The 16,301-nt window shown below is 33.1% G+C and carries 12 protein-coding genes; 8 read left to right on the top strand and 4 right to left on the bottom strand.

Annotated elements, in window-relative coordinates; all coding sequences use genetic code 11:
• The first annotated feature begins 376 nt into the window (after positions 1-376).
• From VB264_RS11590 to VB264_RS11580, 3 genes are all read left to right on the top strand, one after another.
• Positions 377-907 (top strand): TetR/AcrR family transcriptional regulator, encoded by a 531-nt coding sequence (locus VB264_RS11590; RefSeq protein ID WP_323249514.1) that lies wholly within the window; start codon positions 377-379, stop codon positions 905-907.
• 97 nt (positions 908-1,004) lie between these two features.
• A complete protein-coding gene (locus VB264_RS11585) occupies positions 1,005-1,181 on the top strand; it encodes a hypothetical protein (protein WP_323249512.1) in 177 nt (58 codons plus the stop codon).
• An 8-nt stretch (positions 1,182-1,189) separates the two neighbouring features.
• The gene (locus VB264_RS11580) at positions 1,190-1,813 is read left to right on the top strand and encodes a pyridoxamine 5'-phosphate oxidase family protein (protein WP_323249510.1); all 624 of its coding nucleotides are present in this window, start codon (positions 1,190-1,192) and stop codon (positions 1,811-1,813) included.
• Positions 1,814-2,105: 292 nt separating this feature from the next.
• Here the strand turns inward: VB264_RS11580 and VB264_RS11575 are convergent, their stop codons facing one another.
• Positions 2,106-4,490 carry an outer membrane beta-barrel family protein gene (locus VB264_RS11575; RefSeq protein ID WP_323249508.1) on the bottom strand — a complete coding sequence of 795 codons (2,385 nt, stop codon included), beginning with the start codon at positions 4,488-4,490 and terminating at the stop codon, positions 2,106-2,108.
• 205 nt (positions 4,491-4,695) lie between these two features.
• Between VB264_RS11575 and VB264_RS11570 the strand changes: the two genes are divergently transcribed.
• Together VB264_RS11570 and VB264_RS11565 are read left to right on the top strand one after the other, a co-directional pair.
• Positions 4,696-5,724, top strand: a complete 1,029-nt coding sequence (locus VB264_RS11570) for a sensor histidine kinase (RefSeq protein WP_323249506.1) — start codon at positions 4,696-4,698, stop codon at positions 5,722-5,724.
• Entirely contained in the window at positions 5,714-6,433 is a 720-nt protein-coding gene (locus VB264_RS11565) for a LytR/AlgR family response regulator transcription factor (RefSeq protein WP_323249504.1), read from the top strand. The genes VB264_RS11570 and VB264_RS11565 overlap by 11 nt, the downstream gene beginning before the upstream one ends.
• A 33-nt stretch (positions 6,434-6,466) precedes the next feature.
• On the opposite strand, the gene VB264_RS11560 is transcribed toward VB264_RS11565, so the two are convergent.
• On the bottom strand, positions 6,467-7,750 hold the full coding sequence (locus VB264_RS11560) for an ATP-binding protein (RefSeq protein ID WP_323249502.1): 1,284 nt from the start codon (positions 7,748-7,750) through the stop codon (positions 6,467-6,469).
• A gap of 186 nt (positions 7,751-7,936) precedes the next feature.
• Here VB264_RS11560 and VB264_RS11555 point away from each other — a divergent pair, with 186 nt between their 5' ends.
• Entirely contained in the window at positions 7,937-8,284 is a 348-nt protein-coding gene (locus VB264_RS11555; protein ID WP_323249518.1) for a Crp/Fnr family transcriptional regulator, read from the top strand.
• Between the two features lie 439 nt (positions 8,285-8,723).
• Here VB264_RS11555 and VB264_RS11550 read toward each other — a convergent pair whose 3' ends face one another.
• Together VB264_RS11550 and VB264_RS11545 are read right to left on the bottom strand one after the other, a co-directional pair.
• Positions 8,724-9,611 carry a hypothetical protein gene (locus tag VB264_RS11550; protein WP_323249500.1) on the bottom strand — a complete coding sequence of 296 codons (888 nt, stop codon included), beginning with the start codon at positions 9,609-9,611 and terminating at the stop codon, positions 8,724-8,726.
• A 7-nt stretch (positions 9,612-9,618) separates the two neighbouring features.
• Positions 9,619-10,578, bottom strand: a complete 960-nt coding sequence (locus VB264_RS11545) for a ParA family protein (protein ID WP_323249498.1) — start codon at positions 10,576-10,578, stop codon at positions 9,619-9,621.
• A gap of 934 nt (positions 10,579-11,512) precedes the next feature.
• Here VB264_RS11545 and VB264_RS11540 point away from each other — a divergent pair.
• Positions 11,513-12,880, top strand: a complete 1,368-nt coding sequence (locus VB264_RS11540) for a replication initiation protein (RefSeq protein WP_323249495.1) — start codon at positions 11,513-11,515, stop codon at positions 12,878-12,880.
• An 818-nt stretch (positions 12,881-13,698) separates the two neighbouring features.
• Positions 13,699-16,257 (top strand): glycosyl hydrolase 115 family protein, encoded by a 2,559-nt coding sequence (locus tag VB264_RS11535; RefSeq protein ID WP_323249493.1) that lies wholly within the window; start codon positions 13,699-13,701, stop codon positions 16,255-16,257.
• Positions 16,258-16,301: the final 44 nt, after the last annotated feature.

The following is a 16,301-nucleotide window of genomic DNA, read 5'->3' as shown; positions in this document are numbered from 1 at the left end:
ATATAAATCTTTAATCATTTGTCTTTGCTTAGGTGTTAAGCTTGCGTTGGTATGTATTTTCATAACACAAAATTAATAAATGTAAGACGTGAATGGGTATAACTTAACAAACCAATTCACATAGCATATAGAAATGATTGAGGAATTGCTCACAATAAATGATAGTCTTTGGTATAAGTTACCGCCCCTTAATTATAAGCTTTTATGTGTGACTTTTTTTAACTAATTATCGAGCTTTGCATTTTCTTTCATTAATGTTTTGAAAAATAAGAGTCCATTCAAAAATATTGAATTAAAAGTTTTTACAAAAAAACAGACAAGTCTGTATGTTTTATAAAAACTTTTAATTACTTTTGTTATGTAAAAAAAGAAATTTATGGATACCAAAAAAAAAATAGAAAATACAGCCGCAAGATTATTTTATGAACAAGGTTATAACTCAACTGGTATCAACCAAATAATAGCCGAAGCGGGCATTGCCAAAGCCAGTCTATATGCTCATTTCCCTTCAAAAGTCGATTTATTGAAAAGCTATTTGAGAAATACCTCTGTTAGTTCAAACGAAGTTTTGAGAAGCATAGTCAACCAAAAACAAACACCACAAGAAAAGGTGCTTAGTATCTTTGATTTTTTGGTTAAATTTTCAAATCAAACAAACTTTAACGGTTGTCATTTTTTAAATATTGCAGCCGAAATTCCACAAAACAATGAGGGCGTACTTGCTTTAATTCAAGACCAAAAGAATAAAATCCGTGAGTTGTTTATCGAAATTCTTGCACCTATTCATAATGAAGCTCTTGCTGATGAATTGTACATACTATTTGAGGGAGCTTTGGCAAGCAGTAAAGTTTTTAAAGAAAATTGGACTATTGAAGCTACTCGTAGAATCGTCGAAAAATTATTATAGTTTTTTATTTAAAAGACAAAAACAGACCTGTCTGTTTTTGTAAAAAATCATTTTAACATGTTTAATCAATATTAAGAAACATTTTTAACACAAGATAATGGAAATTACAGAAACGAAATCGAAAAAATTAGACTTAGCAACATTATTAGCGAGTCAGCCAAAGCAAGTACTACTTCTTGATAATGATGAAGAAGTAGTTATCCCTGATGAATGTGGTGATACTTTATGGGATAAAGTTTTGGCAGAACATGAAAATAAAGACACCCATAAATAAATAAAATTATGGCAAAGAATTTTGCAGAAATCGGATTTAGCTCTGCTGCCAAAAAATTACAAGAACAATTTGGTAGCAGAGCAAACTATGCTCGTATGGAAAGCCAAACTATGTACGAAGGGTTGAGTAAATATGAACAACATTTTATTGCCCAAAGAGATAGTTTTTATATGGCAACTGTTGGCGAAAATGGCTTTCCTTATATCCAGCACCGTGGTGGACCCAAGGGTTTTTTAAAGGTATTGGATGCAAATCGGTTGGGATTTATTGACTTCAAAGGCAATATGCAATATATCTCAGTGGGTAATATGGCTACTAACAACAAAGTAGCATTATTTTTAGTAGATTATCCAAATAAAAAACGATTAAAAATATACGCTAAAGCCGAAATTGTAGCACTAAAGGATAATCCAGCATTACATCATTTGCTTGATTTGGATGGTTATAAGTTTCGCCCAGAACGCCTAATGGTACTCCATATTGAAGCCTACGACTGGAATTGCCCGCAACATATTACCCCTCGATTTACAATTGAAGAAATTGAAGAGGTTTTACAGCCCCAATACCAACACATCAAAAACTTAGAAGCCGAAGTTGCTGATTTGAAGGCTAAATTGGGTTTGATTGAATGAGCCCTCATTTAACTAAATGGAGAAAATTTACATGGAATAGCCTCACTCCTCTCACAAATTATAAGCTTTCTTACTGACAATTTTCTACCGAAAAGCGTTATTAATTTCAAAATTTGAATATTTCACAACAAATGAATTTACCTAAAACTTCGCACTTGAGCTTTCGGGAAAGTACAATATCCCCTATTTTGAAGGCTCCATCCAATATAATCAAAGCTTTTGGCGTTGGAATGATTAACTTTTTCAAGGAGTTTTAGAGATGCATAGGGGGAAAACTGATATTCCCCACTCCTTATTGCACTCTTTCTGTTTCTTCGGTTGCAGAATTATCTCTATTTCGGCGTTTTCGGGCATATTTTTCATTGCCAAATCTATAACTGAATGCCAAGCCTATTCGCTGAGTATCGTTTATATTAACCCTATTTTGGTAAATATTCTGAAAGTTTTCAATCCTTTCTCGATAGGTATCTGAGTGAAAAATATCATTGATATTCAGTTTTATCGCCCCTTTGTCTTTCAAAATCTTTTTTTGCATCGAATAGTAAACAGATGCCCGAGCTAACACTGTTGTAGGATAGATTCTTTCTTCTGTTTTGTACTGAGCCGTAAGTTCACTTGACCACCCCTTCCCAAAACTAATTTGTTGAGTGGTAGATACTCTTCCAGTAAAAAATACTGTATGATTTGTTTCTCCGTTTATGTTACTTTTAATGTCGAATCGAGCCACTTGAAAATACAATGTTGAACTTAGCCATTTGGTCGGTTGCAGTGTTAAATTGTGATTAATAAATGTTCTGTTGCCAATGCCCGTATTAAATGGTTTTCGGATAAATGTTTCGCCTTCTCTGATGGTAACTTCTCCCAGAATTCCATCCGCTCCGTCATAGCCAAAACCCATTGTGTAAATAGATTTATATTGATATCTAAATCGTACTAAATTCAAGTAAAACGGCTGTAAATCAGGATTGCCTTGGGTGTAATTATAGGCATCTACATAGTTTAGAAATGGATTAAACTGTTGATAATTAGGTCGATTTACTCTCCTTGTGAAATTAAAACTAATGTTGTGGTTTTTTAAACTGTCTAGGTTATAACTTAAAAATACACTAGGAAAAATATTGGTGAAATTTTGATTAAATTTTTGGTATTTAATAGTTTCGTTTGCTAGTAATTCTCCTAAGATATTGGTATTTTCTGCTCTCAAACCCATTTGTAAACTCAACTTTTTATTGATTGGTTTTCTGATATTTATATATCCTGCATTTATGTTTTCATGATATATAAAATGGTTACTTCGGCTGTAAATGATTGCGGCAAATTCGTCTCGAAAAAGTGCATCATTATCGTTTTTTACAAAACTCGACTTTAATCCACTTTCTAAATTGGCTCCTTTGCCCAATGGTAGTGAATAGTCTGTTTTGAAGTTATAGATATTAATATTGTTAGATAATTTGTTGTCAAAAAGCTCATTTTCTGTTATTCTATTAAAATTTCGTAAGCCTTCTGACTGGTAGTTTAATATATTCAAATCCCCAGATAACTCATGCCCCTTATTATTGAATTTATGATTGAAGTTTACATTGGCGGATTTTGAGTTCCAATTATTGGTCCCATTATTATTGCCTTTGAATTCTTGAGTGGCTGTCGTATTTACATAGTTTGCCTCATCAGAACGGGGTCTATTTTGTAAAAAAAACTGCACGCCCAAAATAGTTTTTTCACTTAAAGTAAAATCTGCTCCAAATCTTCCATTCAAACTATTAGATTTATAATCGCTGTAGTTTTTCGATTGAATATTGGTTATACTTATTTTTTCATCATTAAAAATTGTCCTTTGTGAAGTTTCTTCTGTGTAGTCCTTGTCTAAACTCTGGTCTATTCCCCAAAACCAATTGATTTTCTGGCGATTAAGATTAAAGTTTACACTATTATTGACTCTCAGTTTTTGCCCCATCGACATGCCTGAAGATAAGTTACCTGTTAAACCTCTCGCTTTGTTCTTCTTTAAAATAATATTGATGATAGAAGACCCGGCGGCATCATATTTTGCAGGTGGATTATCCATCAGTTCGAGTTTATCTAACAAACCACCTGGTAAAGATTTAAGATAAGCTACCAAATCTGTCCCACTCATGTAGGTACTCCGACCATCAATCAAAACCATTGCTCCACTTTTTCCATAGAGATTAATATTCCCCTGAGCATCCACTGATATGCCCGGTGTTTTTTCTAAAACTTCAAGGGTGTTACTGGACGCTGCCGATATCATCGTTCCTACATTCACAACCGTTTTGTCGATTTCCTGTTCAATTAGCGGTTTTTTAGCACTAACTACTACTTCGTTTAAAGTGGTACTCTTGGCAGGCAAAAGGATAATAACGGGCAATTCTACCTTAGTTTGTTGTTCGTCCAATGTTTTTTTCACACTTCTATATTTCAAAAAACCCATTGAAGTGATTTCTAAAAAATAACTGCCGCTAGATAAATTTTGGATAAAGAAATTTCCATTTATATCAGTAATTCCTCCTTTCACAAAACTTGAGTCGATACTGTTCATAAGTTTGACAGTAGCACCAATCACCGATTCATTTTGAGTATCTTTGACACTCCCGACTATACTTTTATTTTGAGCCAATAGTTGACCTGATAGTATTAGTAATAGAAATAGTTTTTTCATAATTGTTTTTTTGACAAAGTTTGTTTTCTTGGGATTGCCCAGAAAACAAGTCTGACAGAAATCAATTTTGAAGGGATAAACATAGCAAAAGGACTGACAAAGGTTTTAACAGGTTTAAATGCGATTTCGTCAGTCAAATAATGGCGTTTGAAGTCAATAATTTTAATTATACATAAGGGTATTCAATTTTGTATAAAAAAACAAAATGAGCTTTTTAGAAAAAATATTTGGAAAAGAAGCCGTTAAAATCGGCAATTATTTAGGGCTGTCTTTTATAGCTGCAATGCTCCTGTTTACTATCTTTATGGCATTTGCGGATATTTTTTTCAAGAATAATGACGACGAGATAGCGTTAATATCAACTATTTTGTTGTTGATTGGTGTATTTGTAGGCCGTTTTTTGGCCAGTTTATGGCAAAGAAAGCATATCAGTAATTTGGTATTTATTGTGCTGATTGGGTTGACTTTCGCCCTGATAGTATCTTTAATGCCCATTATAGACACCCTTATCACTCATCAGGAATTCTTAGTTGTCGCTATAGCGTTGATTATCTATTTTGTTATCAGTATCTTAATTGGTCTACTCATAAAGCTCACACGCATGCGTACTGAACAAAAATTAGACGTAGCCAACACATCAGCTTTGCATAGTCAATCCGAATTACAGCTTCTTCAGTCTCAACTAAGTCCACATTTTTTGTTCAATACCTTAAATAATCTATACGGTTTGTCATTAACTGACCATCAAAAAATACCTAACTTATTGCTGAAACTATCAGATTTGTTGAGATATTCGGTGTATGACGCCAAAGATATTATGGTGCCACTGACAGAGGAAATAAACTATATAAAAAACTACATTGATTTTGAAAAAATACGTTTAGGCGTTCGCCTAAACTTGAAAACAGACTTTGAAGAAAGTAACCCTCAAAAACCTTTTAAAATAGCACCTATGCTGTTGATTGTTTTTGTAGAAAATGCGTTTAAACACTCCAAAAACAGTCTGGATAATGTGATAAATATAGAAATAAACCTAAAAACTTGGGGAAATTCAATACTATTTTCGGTTGTAAACTCTCATAATAATATATACAATGACAAGCAAAAACATAGTGGATTTGGCCTAGACAATGTAAAAAAAAGGTTGGATTTGATATATAAAGGCGAGTATGATTTGGAAATCAATGAGACTACAACTAACTATGAAGTAAAACTCAGGATAAATGGAAAATAAAATATCGTGTCTTATTGTAGATGATGAACCTATAGCCAGACAAATTATAGAAAAATACTGTTCACATTTGCCTGAAATTGAGCTATTGGCGAGTTGCGAAAATGTTTTTGTCGCTAAGAAAATATTAGAAAGTCAATCTGTTGATTTACTTTTTTTGGACATTAATATGCCTGTTTTGGATGGAATAGCATTTTTAAAAACACTTAAAAATCCACCCTGTATCATATTTACTACGGCATACAAGGAATTTGCCCTTGATGCCTTTGACCTTTCGGCAATAGATTATTTGCTCAAACCTTTTTCCTTAGACAGATTTATTATTGCAGTTGATAAAGTCAAAGAAAAACTAGCTGTATTAAAACAACCTTCTATAAAACCGATAGAAGAAACCACATCAGCTTTTACTTTCATAAAAGCTGATGGAAAAATACATAAAGTGGATTTTAGCTCTTTGCTGTATGCTGAGGCCAAAGGAAATAATGTACTAATTGTTTCCGAAAACCAGACTATTTTCCCAATCATGACGTTTAGTGATTTTTTAGCATTATTGCCCAATCAAAATTTCCTAAGACTTCATCGGTCATTTGTGATAAATAAAGCAAAAATAAGCCATGTTGAAGGAAACAGGGTATTTATTGATAAAACAGAAATACCCATCGGCGGAAATTACAGAGCAGATTTTTTGAAAAGTTTGGGAATTAGCAATTGATTCTTCATTAGTAATTTCTGTTTAAAAGGCTTTTTATAAATTATTCACCGCATACAATGGAGTGTTTATCATCCAGTCTTGTACTCTATGGTTATTCATTGAAAAACGTATATTCTGTTGTGTTTTAAACTTATCTACAAACACTTTCAAGCTTTTCGATTTGAGATTTTCCTCTGCCTTTACTTCTATCGGAATAATTGTTTGCTCTTTTTGAATCATAAAATCAATTTCAGCCGTAGCGTTTTGAGCAGACCAATAATAGATTTCATGTTTGATTTTCAATTGCTGTGCCACAAATTGCTCGGTTAATGCCCCTTTAAATTCCGTTAAAATACTGTTTTTTTCTAAAAGTATTTTTGGCGAAATACCTGCCATCGCATTGAGTAAGCCCACATCTAAACAAAATAATTTGAAAATATCAATATCGGCATAGGCACTTAGCGGAATATTGGGTTTTTCAACGATATTTACTTTCAGTACTAAACCCGCATCCGTAAGCCATCTGATTGCTGTTTCAAAGTCTTTTGCCCTTGAACCTTTCTTGATTTGTCCGTAAATAAACTTTCTATTTTCTTTAGACAATTGGCTAATCAAATGGCTCCAAACCAATCGAATTCTTGGCACTGTTTCGATTGGAGCATGTTTGGCAAAATCGTTTTCATAACCAAGTAGGATTTTGTTTTGAATTTCTCTAGCTTGGTACAAATCCTGAAATTGAATATAATTATCAACCGCTTCGGGCATTCCACCAACGAAATAATAGCGTCGTAACAAATCGACCAATTTTTCGTGAAAAGTATCTATTACAGCCCAATTTTCAATTTTAAGTTGATCTAAGAGTAATTGCTGACCGGTATTTTCTAAAAACTCGGCAAAGCTCATCGGGTACATCTGCAAAAAATCTACTTTCCCCACTGGAAAAGAAGTGCTTTTTTGTAAAGAAACACCCAAAAGCGAGCCAGCAGCGATAATAAAATAATGGGGTGCTTGTTCGTAGAAGTACTTTAGAGCAGTAAGTCCTTTATCAGCTTCTTGAATTTCATCAAAAATGATTAAACATTTGTCTGCCTGAATTTTGTAGCCTACTTCAATTTCAATCGTAGTAATGATGCGTTGTATATCAAAATCGACTGAAAATAAGCTTTTTAGCCTTTCGCTACTCTCGAAATTTAGGTAAACTGTATTGTCAAACTCCTGTTTCCCAAAGTCTTTCATCAGCCAAGTTTTTCCAACTTGTCTTGCTCCTTGCAAGATAAGCGGTTTTCGATTGGGTGAATTTTTCCAATGAACTAAATCTTTATAAAGGCTTCTTAACATTTTTTAGTTTGATTATTTGTACAAATATACATTTTTATCAATGAATAAGTGAAAATAGATGCACTTATTCAAACAAAAAACCTATAACTCTTAAATACATCGGCTTTGTCATGAAGCAGAAAAGAAAACAACAAGATAATCTAAAATAATGCCATCGTATTTGCGACTAAAATTTGACTATACTCTATATTTGTAAAAAGTGAATTTATATCGCATGGAGAAACTACGAACACATATGCCCCCATCAATGATGAGGAGTTTGAAGAAATAAAAACTCATTTCACGCTCAAAAAAGTTAGAAAAGGGCAATACCTTCTCAGCGAAGGCGACGAAGTAAAACATGAGTACTTTGTGCTATCTGGTATTTATAAAGTCTTTTATATTGATGGGCAAGAGAAAGAATATATATTACAATTTGCACAAGAAAATTGGTGGATGTCGGATTATCCTTCTTTCTTTAAACATAAAGATGCATCCATGTACATAGAATGTTTGGTACTGGCTTCGGTAGATATTTTGAAAGGGAAAAACTAACTGACTATTGGAATATTTAGGTCGATAACAAAAATGCTGGCGGAAATGAATTAGAAGTTCCAGTAGTAACAGATGGCAATATTATTACCAGCAGCTCCCCTATTGACGTAGCCTATTTTTCGAGAGCCGTAGAAAACTGGTTAACCCACAAATAAGCTCAGATTCTACTAATACTTTCATTCAAACATTTAAAAGATAAAGTCATTAAAATAGATATTTTTGAACTATCACAATTTGTTTTTTTGCACTGTAACAATCGTATTTTAATGGCTTAATGAAGACGTTATCCCAAATGAAAACAGCGCTTTGTATGATTATTGTAAATGTTAAAATGATTACTCTTAGGTAAAAAGAATTCCATTTATCCCAAACGACAAGTGCAAAGCTAAACATGGATTTCTCCAAGTGGACATAATGTCCACTTGGAGAAAATTTCTAATTAAGCCTCAGAAAGTATCTTTCCTAGTTCCTCTACTTTTACTTTTAAAGATTGATAATCATCTAAACTATTGGTTTCATATACTTTCTCAAGCATATTCTGAATTGTTAGAATAGTATCTCTATTTATTTTTCTTTCCGTTAAAAGAGTTGTTTCCGCACTATCTTTCTTAGACAATACCTTTTCTAAATCTTCAATAGATTCTATCGAATTATCTACGACCACTTTCGTTAGTTGTTGTACCGATTTCTTTGAAACTTTTTGTTTCCCAGCAAGCACCTCTTTCTTAAAAGCGGGACTAAGTTTTTCTAATCCAATCGCGAATTCACCATCACGGCGAATAGTTTTTTCATCTACATTAAATTGCTTCGCTATTTTTTGAGATGTTTTTTCATCACCCGCGTCTTTGCTGAAATTTTCAGCTTTGCTCGTAATTTTTTCATTATTGTACCTCAACCCACGATAATATGCCATTTGAATTTGACTCAGGTTCCTCCTACCCATCTGAAGGTCAAGCATGTAATTTTTGACCTCCTGTAAGCTATTAAAAAACATCAGCATAACATTAAAAGAAATGTTATGTTTGGTGCAAATTTTATAACGGTTATGTCCATCTACTAATACAAACCGTTCTGTATCTGTAATAGCTTCTGGATTTATTACTTTTTCGGTAGTCTGCCAGATGATTAAAGAATCTTTACATCCATTGGCAAGAATATTACTCTCTAAACCTTGTAATTCTTCCTCTTGCAAAGGCTCAATAAGATTCTTGAGCTCATCTAAGATAACTATTTTTTGTTTTATTGTTTCATTAGAAATCAATCCAGAAGTTACTGTCTGCGTCACATTAGATTTCATCTGTGTTTTAAAATCAATCTTTTTTGCCATTCCCTGATTACTTTTTATTGTTCAAGTTATTAAGAAGCTCTACTGCCAATTGATCATAAGACTTAGCAGCAGCTGAGTTCTTATCAAAGTCAAAAATTAGTGATTTAAGCGCTTGTGCTTTCTTGATTTCTATTCCTTTCTTAATTTCTGTTTCAAAAATATTTACGCTGCTATACGTTTCACGAACTGCTTCTTTCAAGCCAATATGAACAGTATTCTTTTCAACAATCGTAAACAAGATGCCTTCTATTCTCAGTCCTGGATTAGATAAAATTTGTGTTTCAAGAATGACACCAAACAAAGAATTTAACCCGTTCACAGCATTCATTTCTGGTTGCATGGCTACAATGCATGAATTAGATGCATTTAACGCATTTAACGTCAAAACAGATAGGGAAGGGGGGCAATCTATTAAAATAAAGTCATACACATCTAAAAACGGCACTAAAGCTCGTTGTAAACGTTGTTGATTAGCTGGAGCAGAGAGCAGAGATAGCTCTGCCTTTTGCAATTCTAAATCAGATGGTGCAATATGCAGATTTTCTGTAATTGGTTTGATATGGAGGGTTTCATTAAAATTAATCAACGAATTGAAAACCTGTCCCTCTTCGGTTGTTACATTAAAAATTTGGCTCAAATTTCCCTGAGAATCTAAATCTACTAAAAGTACTTTTAGCCCTCTGTTCGATAATGCCTCTCCTAGATAAGCCGTTGTGGTTGTTTTACCAACGCCACCCTTGTTATTAGCAATCGCAATCGTAGTAGCTTTTAAATTGAACGTCTCGCTATAACCATACTTCATCAAAATCGGTAATAGTTTCAAACGTTGTTTATCTGATAGTTCTCTTTTGAGATTAATAATTTGCGTCAGCGACCTTGTAGGCATGCCCGCTTCTTTCTCAATGCCTGTGATTGTTAAGGCCGGATTCCTATTCAAGAATCTTATCAATAATTCGGTTGTCAGCATTTTTTATAGTATAAAATAAGTTATGCAAATATAAGACCTGTATTTAATATTACTAAGTAAAATACATTTTTTATATTAATTAGGTTATATATTACAGCCTAATTTTAAACTATTAGTAGTATCTTTTGATGATATTTAGCTACTACTAATATTAGGACAATATCAATTTCAGGTTTATTTTTTAATAAAAAACATAAACAATAACAATGTTGTTTTATTTTAATTTATTATTTTAAATACTTTCAGGCCTTGTAACTATTTGATAATTAGATTATTATGGGCTTATCTATCACAAATAATTCGGCATCTATCACAAATAATTCGGAAAAATGCACTTATCTATCGCAAATAATTCGGAGAAGTATCACAAATAATTCGGAGAAGTATCGCATAAAATTCGGAGCAAATATTGACGTAGTAACGTTTGTGTATAAATGTCAATGATTTTATCTATCACAAATAATTCGGAAATATGTTTATGCTAATTTTCAATGTTTTTTTGTACAATCTTTTCCTTAATATTTCACATTTAATGATTATTTAACCGATGTTAAATGTACCAATTATATTAATCATCTTTTTATGTCTTATTACCTTTGATATGCCTATTATTTAGCTATTCTTTGTATCCAACTATCACAAATAATTCGGAGTAATTAAAGTGTTTTTTGAAAAGTATTACCATGATAGAAGTTATAGAGAACCATGACTTACCAACTATCACAACGGATACGGAAAATAAATGTAATAACATCTATCTTATTAAGATACTATTTTCAAAAATGCAAATGGCTTTATTTATCTATCACAAATAATTCGGAGTAATTAATTACCTTAAAAATTTCAATATATCACATCCATTTTTTAATGTGATATATTTATTGTTTTTTAATAAGTATTCATATATTTTTACGAGCATTTACCTTTTTAATGAATGGCAACCAAAAAGAAAAAAGCTCCATTAAACACCGATTCGGATATTAAGTTAATTCGAAAAGCTAACGAATTGGTAGAAGCCCGATATAAATTTGATATTTGGGAAACAAGGGTTTTTGCTTATATGCTAACACTTATTAAACACAATGATACAGACTTTAATGAATATACTATCAACACTGGAGATATCGTGCGAGAGTTTAACTTACATGACTCAGGGTTAGTATATGATAGTATAAAAAAAGCTGCTGAAAAATTGCTTGATAAAAAAGTAGAAATACTTCGCACTACAGCGGAAGGCAAACGAGAATATTTTAAAACACACTTGGTGGCATCAACGGCTAATCCAGAAGAAGGCGCTAAGGAAAATTATATCAAGCTTAGTTTTCATCCTGCGCTCAAACAATTTTTATTAGAATTAAAAGCCAGATACTTGGTATATGATATTAGAAATATCCTGAGCCTAACCAGTATTTATTCTGTTAGGCTATTTGAATTGCTAAAACAATATCAAAAGATAGGCAAAAGAAAGTTCATGCTAGATGAACTAAAGGAATTGCTGTCGATAGAATCACATGAATACCAACTCTATGGTCATTTTAAAGGTTTAATCAAACGAGCAGAAAAAGACTTGGCTAAGTACACAGATATATATTTTCAGTTTGAAGAAGAAATTCAGAAAAGGAAAGTAGTAGCTGTTACTTTCTATATTTTCGAGAATACAAAAAACCAACGATTGAAAGTAGAATCTGTTGCTTCTGCAAAAACTACGGAAAAAGGCATAGAAATAATTGCTGTCGATAATGTGGTTGAAACATTATTTCAGAAAGTAGAAAAATACGTTACCATGCAGCAAGTAAAGAAGTGGGTAGGAGAGGTGCCAGCAGAGCAAATAGAAAGAGCGATTACCTATACCCTCCATACGTTAGCATCAGGGAAAAGCATAGAAAATATTGGCGGATTCCTCAATACAATGGTTTATACGCCTAATCTTTTTGATAAATATGAAGTAAAGAAAGAAAAAGTAAAAAAAGTAGTTAAGCGTAATACTGAACAAAATAGCGAAATATCGATGTTAAAAGAAAACATCAATATGCTACAACAGGAATATGAAAAAGCGCTTGCTGGGCTGGATAAACGCTATTTATTAGAAAATCCTGTTCTTTATCAACAAATAATTGATAAAATTCAAGCGAATAGTTTTTATGATCATAAGCAATCGTTAGAAAATAATTTAGAACGAGATAGCATCAAAGGGTTGCGAACAGCAATATTATTTGAAATGTTTCCTGAATATCAGTCATTAATGAATCAATTCAATAAAGAAATGACTCGGCTTCATAATCGATTACACAGCTTACAGTAATTTAACTGAGCTAATTGGGGGGGGTAATGCTTACCTATTCTTCTTTTTTTCATGCTCAACATGGTTAGCTTTAGCTATTTAATACAAACAATTTTTTCTATTTTCTTAGTTAAACAGGTAAGCAAATACATTCATTATTTAAAAGTAGATGGGGAAGGAGTAAATACAAAATACATTATATCGGTGTATGATAGAAATGGACAATCTTTTAATTCCAAATGTTCTCTTATGAAGAGATTGACTCATTTTTGGGTATTAAGTTATCCAATCCTACTTCTGAGAATCGCTAAAAAACACAATCCTGACGTTTAAATAGTTGTCAATATTCAATTTGAACCGATTACATATTTATAATAAGTAATCGTAATCCTATTTTTCCATTTTTTAATATTATACTACTATTTAGGGAGTATAATGCTAAATATACCTTCAATAATGACAATTTATTCTTTAAAATTTCATGCAATCGGTTGCACGAAATTTTTTATTTGTATCTTTGCTATGAATAAACCTGATTTGGGAATTTAATTTGTTGGATAACAAGCGACAATTTTGACAATTGCCCTCTTTCTGTTGTGTCAGGGTGATTAAATAGATTTGTATCAAGTTTTCTATGCTTATTAGTCAAAAGTACCCCACCGTTTAATCACCCTGTGGCTTATATTTTATACAGCCTTCAGCAATTCTCTAATAAGTTAATTGTAAGCAGTGAGACTCCTCGCCCGATAAGGTATTCTCTTGCACAAGTAATCATGAAAATGCCATAATTATCTGAACATATAACTATTAATCTCTATTTAATTATTTCAAAAAGATAAATGAAAAAAAAACTATTCATTGCCTTATTTTTCCTTGTTTCCATATCAGGGCTATCTCAAAGTATTACTGTTGATAAATCTTCTTTTGCTCTCTCTACAGCAGCCATCTATGTTGATAATGCTGAAGTTGCGCTTGTAAAAAAATCAGCAGAACTTTTACAACAAGACATCGCATTAGTAATAGGCAAAAAAATCCCTATTATTAATGCAGTTGATAAAACACATAAAAATGTCATTGTAATCGGTACGATACAACAATCATCATTTATTAATGAACTGATTTTACAGAGGAAAATTGACGCTAATGCCATTAAAAACCAATGGGAAGCGTCGCTGATACAGTCGGTCAATCATCTAAAATCAGGTGTGTCTAATGTTCTTGTTATTGCAGGAAACGACCGCCGTGGAGTTGCTTATGGCGTATTTGAACTATCCAAACAAATAGGCGTTTCGCCTTGGTATTGGTGGGCAGATGTGCCTGTCAAAAAGCAAAAGGATGTTTATCTTAAACAAAGTATCAGAATTGTTGATGCTCCAAAGGTAAAATATAGAGGGATTTTTATTAACGATGAAGCCCCTGCTTTATCTGGCTGGACTAAAGAAAAGTTTGGAGGTTTTAATCATACATTTTATGAAAAAGTATTTGAATTGTTACTTCGTTCAAAAGCAAACTATCTATGGCCAGCGATGTGGGGCAATGCCTTTTATGCCGATGATTCACTGAATATAAAAATGGCTGATAAGTACGGGATTGTTATTGGTACTTCACATCATGAACCATTGATGCGTGCGCATGACGAATGGCGAAGAGTTGGAAAGGGTGCTTGGAACTATGAAACCAATAAAGATAAGCTACAGCAGTTTTGGCGAGAAGGGATAAAAAGGGCATATAATGAGAAAATAGTAAGCATAGGTATGAGAGGTGATGGCGATGAGCCAATGTCTAGAGAAACGGCTACAGCCTTGCTGGAAAGAATAGTGAAAGACCAAAGGAATATCATCAGCGAAGAAACTGGCAAGCCCGCCAGCGAAACGCCACAACTGTGGGCACTATACAAAGAAGTTCAGGAGTATTATGAAAAAGGTATGAGCGTACCAGACGACGTGACCCTTTTACTATGTGACGACAATTGGGGGAATATACGTAGACTACCTAAATTAGCAGATAAACCTAGAAAAGGAGGCTATGGTATCTATTATCATTTTGATTATGTTGGAGGCCCTCGAAATTATAAATGGTTGAATACTAACCCACTTCCACGTATTTGGGAACAGATGCACCTAGCTTGGGAACATAACGTAAAGGATATATGGATTGTAAATGTAGGGGATATCAAACCAATGGAATTTCCGATTTCGTTCTTTTTAGCATATGCTTGGAATCCCGAAAAGATGAATGCGAACGACTTACAAAAGTATAGTATAACATGGGCTGAAGCACAATTTTGGGAAAAAAAAGGGCAAAAAATTGCCTATTTAATGAATCAATATGCCAAGTATAACGGGAGAAGAAAACCAGAATTACTTGACGCTGATACGTATAGTCTGAATAATAATGAGTGGAAAAAGGTGGTAACTGAATATAATGACTTGCTAAAAAAAGCTGAAACCATCAACAAACAATTGCCTTCTGAATATCATGATGCTTATTTTCAACTAGTATTACATCCTATAAAAGCCTGTGCCAATCTCAATGAAATGTATTATCATGTGGCATTGAACAAAAGAGCAGCTAATAATAAATGGAACGTAGCGAATACTTATGCCGATAAAGTAAAACAACTGTATGCGAATGATTCATTAATTACATTGGCATATCACCAATTGAATAACGGCAAGTGGAACCACATGATGAGCCAGACCCACATTGGATACACTTACTGGCAACAACCAGTAAAACAGAAAATACCAGTAGTTAAGTATGTATTAGCAGATTCAGTGGCAGAACAAAAGGACTTGGGGGTTAAAACAGTAAAAAAAGCCCAAATTCCTACAGGACAAAAAGGTAATATTTTTTATCAAGACGAACAAAAGGGGGTATCGATTGACGCTAATCATTATTCAAAGGCAATCAATACAAATGGCATAAAATGGACTGTGCTTCCTGACCACGGCAGAACGGGGTCGGCTATTACTGCTTTCCCAGTGGTTGGGAAGGAACAACAGCCAGAAGGCAATGCCCCTCATTTGGAATACGAAATCTATACTTATAGCAAGGGAGACTTTGCGATAGATGCCTATTTTTCTCCTAGTCTAAATTTTAATGGAGAAGAGAATGGTTTGCAATACGCAATTTCTGTAGATAATGAGGCTCCTCAAATCATTAGTTTAAACAAAGAAGATAAAACAAGTGATAAGGGAATATGGAATAAATGGGTATCAGAAAATATTATTATTAAAACCACTAAGCATAATATCCCTAACGCAGGAAAGCATACTTTGAAATTTTGGTTAGTAACGCCGGGAGTAGTATTACAAAAGTTAGTGGCTGACTTTGGAGGTATTGAAAAAAGTTACCTTGGTCCTGAAGAAACATTAAATGATAACACTAAAAAATAACCCATAAATTCTCTTACTAAAATTTGAGAGGCTTTGATCCTAGT

The sequence above is a fragment of the Arcicella aquatica genome (genome assembly GCF_034928825.1).
Taxonomy (GTDB): Bacteria; Bacteroidota; Bacteroidia; order Cytophagales; family Spirosomataceae; genus Arcicella; species Arcicella aquatica.
The sequence above is the reverse complement of the archived record's forward strand: the minus strand, read 5'-3'. Positions and strand labels throughout refer to the sequence as shown.